We start from the raw sequence: 6,858 nt of genomic DNA on the forward strand, positions 1-6,858 counted from the left end.
CAGCAGTGGAACCACAGTGGGTGCCGACCGAGCGCGATATCGCCGCCGCGCGGATCACCGATTTCGCCCGGTTCGCCGGGGCGCGGGCCGGGCGCGAGTTCGACGGCTACCCGGCGCTCTGGCAGTGGTCGGTGGACGACCTGCCCGGCTTCTGGCACACGCTGTGGGACTACTTCCGGCTCGGCGAGATCGGCGGCGAGGTGCTGGCGAGCCGGGAGATGCCCGGCGCGCAGTGGTTTCCCGGCACCAGGATCAACTACGTCGACCAGGTGGTCCGCGCACTGAACCCGGAGCGTCCGGCGATCGTGCAGATCACCGAGGAGCACGCGCCGCGCGAGATCTCCTGGGCCGAGCTGATCGACGACACCGCCGCCTTCGCGCGCACCCTGCGCGGGCTCGGCGTCGGCCCCGGCGACCGGGTGGCCGGGTACCTGCCGAACATTCCCGAGGCGATCGTGGCCTTCCTCGCCACCGCCAGCATCGGCGCGGTGTGGAGCGCGTGCGGCCAGGACTACTCGCCCAAGGCCGCGCTGGACCGGCTCGGGCAGCTGGAGCCGGTGGTGCTGGTGGCCGCCGACGGCTACGCCTACGGCGGCAAGACCCACGACAAGCGGGCGGATCTGGCCGCGGTGCGGGCCGGGCTGCCGACGCTGCGCGGCACCGTCGTCGTGCCCCGGCTGGGGCTGCCGGTCGATGACGGCACCCCGTGGGCCGACGCCGTCGCGATCACCGAGGCGCAGCCGCCGGTGATCACCACCGAGCCGGTCGGCTTCGACCACCCGCTCTGGATCGTCTTCTCCTCCGGAACGACCGGGCTGCCGAAGGGCATCGTGCACGGCCACGGCGGGGTGCTGCTCGAGCACCTGAAAGCCGTCGCGCTGCACGCCGACATCGGCCCCGACGACACCTTCTTCTGGTACACCAGCCCGAGCTGGATGATGTGGAACTTCCAGGTGGCCGGGCTGCTCACCGGCGCAACCGTGGTCACCTACGACGGCAGCCCCACGCACCCGGACCCGGGCGCGCTCTGGCGGATCGCCGCCGAGACCGGAAGCACCGTGCTCGGCACCAGCCCCGGCTACGTACTGGCCTGCATCAAGGACGGGCTGGTGCCGCGCACCGCGTTCGACCTCTCCGCGCTGCGCACGGTCGGCATCACCGGCTCCTCGCTGCCGCCAGCCTCCTCGGAGTGGATCGGCGCGAACGCCGGTGACCACGTGCAGGTCTCGTCGATCAGCGGCGGCACCGACGTGGTGAGCGCCTTCGCCGGCGGCACCCGCACGGTGCCGGTGTGGCCGGGCGAGCTCTCCGCGCCGTACCTCGGGGTCGCGCTGGAGGCCTTCGACCCGGACGGCAAATCGGTGCGCGACGAGGTCGGCGAACTGGTGGTGACCGAGCCGATGCCGTCCATGCCGGTGCGGTTCTGGAACGACCCGGACGGCCACCGCTACCACGACGCCTACTTCGACACCTTCCCCGGCGTCTGGCGGCACGGCGACTGGATCACGCGCACCGGGCACGGCAGCGTCGTGGTGCACGGCCGCTCGGACTCCACGCTGAACCGGCACGGCATCCGGATGGGCAGCGCCGACATCTACCAGTCGGTGGAGCGGCTGCCGGAGATCACCGAGGCGCTGGTGATCGGCGTCGAGCAACCGGACGGCGGCTACTGGATGCCGCTCTTCGTCACCCTGGCCCCCGGCGCCGACCTCACCGACGAGCTGCGCGCCCGGATCGCGAGCACCATCCGCACCGAGGTCTCGCCCAGGCACGTGCCGGACGAGGTGATCGTCGCGCCCGGCATCCCGCACACCCGCACCGGCAAGAAGCTCGAGGTGCCGATCAAGAAGCTTTTCCAGGGGGCGGAGGCGGGGCGGGTGGTCGAGCGCAGCGCGGTCGACGACCCGGAGCTGCTCGACTGGTACGCCGGGCAGCGGCCGTCCGCGAAGTGAGCCGCGGGCGGCGGATCCGGTCGGCGCATCGGCGGGCAACCGGGGGCCGTACCGATACCATGTCGGCATGAGTGTCGACAATCGCCGCAGCACGCGCAAGGCGGTCACCGGCGACCCGGCACCTCGGGAGATCCGGCGGCGGCCGAAGAACCGGCGCGCCCAGATCGCGGCGACCTCGGCGGCCGCCTTCGGCTCGCTCGGCTACCACGGCGTCAGCATGGAGGACATCGCCACCGCGCTGGGCATCAGCTCCGCCGCGCTGTACCGGCACTACCCCAGCAAATACGCGCTCTTCCAGGAGGAGCTGCTCCGGGTCGGCGGCGCCATGACCGCGGCGGTGCGGCTGCCCGACGACCTCACCGATGCGCCCCCGCGCACCCGGCTCGAGCACGTGCTCGAGGCGCTGATCAGCACCACCATCGAGAACCGTCCCACGGTCACCCTGGTGCGCTGGGAGGGCCGCTACCTGGAGCCGGACGATCTGGCGCTGCTGAACGCGCAGCAGTTGACGGTGCTGCGCGCGCTCGGCACCCAGGTGGCCGCGCTGCGCCCCGAGCTCTCCGAGACCGATGTCCGGGTGCTCTGCATCGCCATCCTGAGCGCCGTCACCAGCATCGCCGACCACCACGCCGCGCTGCCGGTGAAGACCATCCAGCGGCTGCTGAGCAGCGCGGCCATCGCGCTCGCCGCCGTCCAGCTTCCGCCCGCGGTCGCCACCGAGCTGCCCGCACCGGTCGAGATCCCGGCCTCGTTCAAGCACGAGCTGCTGCTGCGCAAGGCGGTCGAGCTCTTCCACGCGCGCGGCTACCCGAACGTCAGCGTCGAGGAGATCGCGACCGCGGCCGGGCTCTCCGCCGCCTCCGCGGTCTACCGCTTCTACCGGGGCAAGAGCGACCTGCTCGCCGCCGCCTTCCGGCGCGCGGCGGACCGGGTCTCCGGCGCCGTCGGCCCGGCGGTCGCGGCGAGCACCGACAGTGCGGACGCCCTGGATACGCTGATCAGGCAGTACGTGGCAGGCTCCTTCGCCGAGCGCGCGCTGACCTTCGTCTACTACACCGAGTTCCAGCACGTGCCCGCCGATGAGCGCACGGTGCTGCGCAATATCCAGCGGCTCAGCGTCGAGGAGTGGGCCCGGCTGGTGCGCGACGTGCGCCCCGAGCTCAGCTCCGCCGAGACCCGCTTCCTGGTACACGCCGCCTTCGCCCAGGTGGTAGATCTCGGCCGGGCCTTCGACACCGACCCGGCCGGCTCGCCGGAGCGGGTCTGCCTGCTCATGCGGGCCATCCTCTTCGGGGCCTGACTCAGCTCTCCAGCGGGAACGAGTGGTGCTCGTGCGCGATCAGCCAGCGGCCGCCCTCGTGCCGTAGCCCGAGCGTGATGCGCAGGCGGCGGTCCGGGTGCGCGCGCAGCTCGTCCGGGGTGGCGCAGTACAGCAGGGCGTGCGCGAAGGCGACGTCGGCGCCTGCGGTGACCTGGAGCTCGACAATCTCGAAGCGGGCGCCGCTCGCGATGAACTCGAAGAACGGCGGCCAGGACGCGCGGTACTCGGCGGCGCCGCGGACGCCGTTCTGCGGCGGCGGGACGTCGAACATGACGATGTCGTCGGTGTGGTTCGCCAGGGTGGCCGCGAGATCGCGGGCCTGGATGGCTGCCACCCAGTTCTCGATCACGGTGCGGATCTCGTTCTCGGACATGGTTCTCCCTTCCTCCCCTGTTCCGACGTGGCGGGCCGCCCGGATTCATCGGCGCTGGAGCGGGAACATCCGGGCCGCTCCCCCGGTTGCGACCCGAGGGGTATCGACGACGAGAGGATCTCAGATGAGCACCGATGTGGAGTCCCGACCGGCCGATGCGTCCGGCACCTTCGCGCTCGGCGGCGACCTGCCGGTCAACCGGCTCGGATACGGCGCCATGCAGCTCACCGGCGATGGCGTCTGGGGTGACCCGCGCGACCCGGCGGAGGCGGTGCGGGTGCTGCGCCGCGCCGTCGAGCTCGGCGTGAACTTCATCGACACCGCCGACTCGTACGGGCCGTTCGTCAGCGAGCGGCTGATCCGCGAGGCGCTGCACCCCTACGCCGACGACCTGGTGATCGCCACCAAGGGCGGGCTCACCCGCTCCGGGCCCGGCGACTGGCGGCCGGTCGGCCGCCCCGAGTACCTGCGCCAGCAGACCGAGCTGAGCCTGCGCCACCTCGGCGTCGACCGGATCGACCTCTACCAGCTGCACCGGATCGACCCGAAGGTGCCGCTCGCCGACCAGCTCGGCGAGCTGGCGCTGCTCCGCGCCGAGGGCAAGATCCGGCACATCGGGGTATCCCAGGTGAACGTCGCGCAGCTGCGCGAGGCGCGCGAGATCGCGCCGATCGTCTCCGTGCAGAACCTGTACAACCTGGCGAACCGGGCGGACGAGGAGGTGCTGGAGTACGCCGAGGCGGAGAACATCGCCTTCATCCCGTGGTTCCCGATCGCCACCGGCCAGCTGGCCAGGCCGGGCGGGCCGCTGGACGCGATCTCCGCCGAGCACGGGGCAACGCCAGCCCAGCTGGCGCTGGCCTGGCTGCTGCGGCGCTCGCCGGTGGTGCTGCCGATTCCGGGCACCTCGACGGTGGCGCACGTGGAGGAGAACATCGCGGCGGCCGGGATCACGCTCTCCGACAGCGAGTTCGAGACGCTCAGCAACGCCGCGTAGGGGCGGCGACGCCGTGCTTGCGCTCGGCGCGGTCACGGGCCGTAACCCGGCGCCGCCCCTCATGCGGCGCCGGGTTCGGGCCGCTCAGGCTCGGGCGGTGTCCCGGTAGGCGCCGTACGTGAAGGCCGCGGCGGCCAGGAACTGCCTGCATCCGGCGCCGTGCCCGGCGTGCACCGCCAGCACGAAACGGGCCCGCGCGGCGTCGAGCGGCGGCGGCTCGGCGGCGCAGTCGCGGCTCTGCATCAACCACAGTTCGCGGGTATCCGGCGCGAGTACGTCCATGGTCCACCTCCGATGTTGCTCGATGTGTGCACCCGGCGCCGTGGTGGCGCGGGAGGAGCCGGGGGCGGCTGGATCGGACCGCGCGCGGGCTCCGGTCGAAAAGGGCGTCCACCGAAAGGGTTCGGGCACAACCCCCGGCACCGGGTGCGCTTTCAAGGGTGCCTGCGGCGAGTACGCGCAAACCAGTCCCGAATACGGTAATTGCGAGTACTTTTCGCTTGTAAGGACCGGTTGCGGACGAGGCGGCACCTATGCTCGAAGTCGACTGGAGGGGTGAACACGTCAAGGCGCTGCGCGCGGCAATGCGACGCAGCCGTTACGAGTTCGCCCGTCTGGTGGGAGTGACACCACGCACCGTGGGGTTGTGGGAGAACGGCCGCACCACGCGGATGCACGATGCGAGCAGGCGCTTGCTGGATCGGGTGCTGGCCGAGGCGGACGCCGAGGCGATGGCCCGGTTCACGCAGGCAATCGCCGAACCGGAACCCAAGCTCGAAAGCGGGCTCGACAAGGAAGTCGAGGACGACGTGAGAAGGCGTGAACTACTGACCTATGCCGGTGTCGGAATCGCCGGCCAGGCCGCGGCGCTCGTCGCCGCGGAACCCGAACGCATGCTCGCGGCGCTGGACGCGGGCTCGATCAGCGAGCGCAGGCTGGTGGTGCTCGAGGAGACCGCCACCCACCTCGGCACCCGCGCGGTGCAGGTGCCGCCGCGCGAACTGCTGCCAGGTGCGCTGGAGCAGTTCCGCATCGTGCGCGGCTGTCTCGCCGAGCGGCAGACCACAGCGGCCCAGGCCAGGCTGGTGCGCACCGCGGGACGGCTGGCGACCGTCGTCGGCGAGATTCTCTTCAACGATGGGCATTTCGGCCAGGCCAAGATGTGGTACACCACCGCCGCGCACGCCGCGCAGGACATCGGTGACCGCTACACCGAGGACATCGCCCTGGCAGGCGCGGGCTACCTGCCCACCTACAGCGACCGTCCGCGCGACGTGCTCTCGCTGCTCGCGCCGCGGCTCGCGCAGAACCCGGACCGCGGGCCCGCCACCGCCTGGCTCTGGAGCCTGGCCGCGCGGGCGCACGCCGAACTCGGCGAAGCCGCCGATTTCGCGCGCTGCATCGACCGGGCCGCGGGCGCGCTCGCGGTGGCGAAGCCGGAGGAGATGCCGCTCGGCATCTTCTCCTTCCGGCCGGAGAAGCTCGCCTTCTACCGGGCCATCGGCTCGGCCCGGCTCGGCCTGGTCGACCAGACCGAGCAGGCCGCCGCCGAGGCGCTCGCCGCCTACGACCCGTCCGAGACCATGGAGCCCGCGCTGGTGCGCTTCGAGCACGCCACCGCGCTGCTCGCCGGGGGCGAGGTGGACGAGGCCTGTGCCGTCGCCACCGCCGCCATCACCGGGCACAACACCTACGTCGGGCTCACCGTCGCCAAACGCGCCCGCCGCTTCGACTCCACCCTCGGCACCCGCCGAGGTGGGGCCGTCACCGAATGGCGCGACCGCATGACCACCGCCACCGGCGACCGGCGGGCGTGACCGTTCGCCCTCGAACAAGCGGCGAACCGGGACCGCCGGGCCTGGCTCGAACCGGCCCGCGAGCGAAGAGCCGGACGTAATTAGTGGGGTCGGGGCGCGCGGGCGGAAGGGGGATGTGGCCCGCGCGCCCCGCATTCGGGTGGATCAGGGGGCGTTCATGGCGGTGATGAGGGAGTTGGGGCGCATGTCGAGCCAGTGGGTCTCGACGTAGTGCAGGCATTCGCGGCGGGCGGCGGCGCCGTGCGCGACGGTCCAGCCGCCGGGGACGGCGGCGAAGACGGGCCAGAGGGAGTGCTCGCCCTCGTCGTTGATCAGGACGTAGAACTGGGCATCGTCGTCGTCGAAGGGGTTGTTCATCGGGTACGAACTTTCTGCCGGAGGAACGGGGTGTCGGGGGT

Annotated in this window: 7 protein-coding genes; 4 read left to right on the top strand and 3 right to left on the bottom strand. The window is 72.1% G+C overall.

Translation table 11 applies throughout. From position 1 onward, the window contains the following. The first annotated feature begins 5 nt into the window (after window positions 1–5). Window positions 6–1,952 carry an acetoacetate--CoA ligase gene (locus ACFUJ1_RS20540; protein WP_378647784.1) on the top strand — a complete coding sequence of 649 codons (1,947 nt, stop codon included), beginning with the start codon at window positions 6–8 and terminating at the stop codon, window positions 1,950–1,952. 67 nt (window positions 1,953–2,019) lie between these two features. Then, complete coding sequence (locus ACFUJ1_RS20545; protein ID WP_378647786.1) at window positions 2,020–3,252, top strand: TetR/AcrR family transcriptional regulator; 1,233 nt, start codon at window positions 2,020–2,022, stop codon at window positions 3,250–3,252. A 1-nt stretch (window position 3,253) separates the two neighbouring features. Here ACFUJ1_RS20545 and ACFUJ1_RS20550 read toward each other — a convergent pair whose 3' ends face one another. Then, entirely contained in the window at window positions 3,254–3,646 is a 393-nt protein-coding gene (locus ACFUJ1_RS20550; protein ID WP_378647788.1) for a YybH family protein, read from the bottom strand. Window positions 3,647–3,770: 124 nt separating this feature from the next. Between ACFUJ1_RS20550 and ACFUJ1_RS20555 the strand changes: the two genes are divergently transcribed. Continuing rightward, window positions 3,771–4,643, top strand: a complete 873-nt coding sequence (locus ACFUJ1_RS20555; RefSeq protein WP_378647790.1) for an aldo/keto reductase — start codon at window positions 3,771–3,773, stop codon at window positions 4,641–4,643. 84 nt (window positions 4,644–4,727) lie between these two features. Here the strand turns inward: ACFUJ1_RS20555 and ACFUJ1_RS20560 are convergent, their stop codons facing one another. Beyond that, window positions 4,728–4,925 (bottom strand): hypothetical protein, encoded by a 198-nt coding sequence (locus tag ACFUJ1_RS20560; RefSeq protein WP_233020624.1) that lies wholly within the window; start codon window positions 4,923–4,925, stop codon window positions 4,728–4,730. 341 nt (window positions 4,926–5,266) lie between these two features. Between ACFUJ1_RS20560 and ACFUJ1_RS20565 the strand changes: the two genes are divergently transcribed. Next, window positions 5,267–6,460 (top strand): hypothetical protein, encoded by a 1,194-nt coding sequence (locus tag ACFUJ1_RS20565; RefSeq protein ID WP_378647793.1) that lies wholly within the window; start codon window positions 5,267–5,269, stop codon window positions 6,458–6,460. 144 nt (window positions 6,461–6,604) lie between these two features. Here the strand turns inward: ACFUJ1_RS20565 and ACFUJ1_RS20570 are convergent, their stop codons facing one another. Next, on the bottom strand, window positions 6,605–6,817 hold the full coding sequence (locus tag ACFUJ1_RS20570; RefSeq protein WP_233020628.1) for an MbtH family protein: 213 nt from the start codon (window positions 6,815–6,817) through the stop codon (window positions 6,605–6,607). Between the last annotated feature and the right edge of the window lie 41 nt (window positions 6,818–6,858).

This window comes from Nocardia sp. NPDC057227, from assembly GCF_042669725.1.
Classification (GTDB): domain Bacteria; phylum Actinomycetota; class Actinomycetes; order Mycobacteriales; family Mycobacteriaceae; genus Nocardia; species Nocardia asteroides_A.